This window comes from Anaerobacillus sp. 1_MG-2023 (assembly GCF_030547345.1).
Classification (GTDB): Bacteria; Bacillota; Bacilli; order Bacillales; family Guptibacillaceae; genus Guptibacillus; species Guptibacillus hwajinpoensis_B.
In genome coordinates, this window is the sequence record NZ_JAUORD010000124.1 from 1 (window position 1) to 265 (window position 265).

The following is a 265-nucleotide window of genomic DNA, read 5'->3' on the forward strand; positions in this document are numbered from 1 at the left end:
TCCGTTTCAAGGCCTTCTGCAATATTATCTCCATCTTCTGTAAGCAGATCGTAAACAGCACCTTGTAGAACATTGCCTTTATCTTCACTATCAACCTTTGTCAGTATGAACGAGCCAGGTGTTAGGTTATTATACGCTGTCACCTTAAGCGTTTCTTCTTGACCTTTACTTATAACAAATTCAATAGTTGTTGCGTTAAGATCATAACCTAATGCAGGTTCTGTTTCAACGAATTGATACTCGCCCGGCTTCAGGTCTTCTGCAA

Annotated in this window: 1 protein-coding gene; it reads right to left on the minus strand. The window is 40.0% G+C overall.

From position 1 onward, the window contains the following. Positions 1–265, minus strand: a 265-nt coding sequence (locus Q4550_RS23545; RefSeq protein WP_303536655.1) for an MSCRAMM family protein, incomplete at both ends; no start/stop codon positions are given.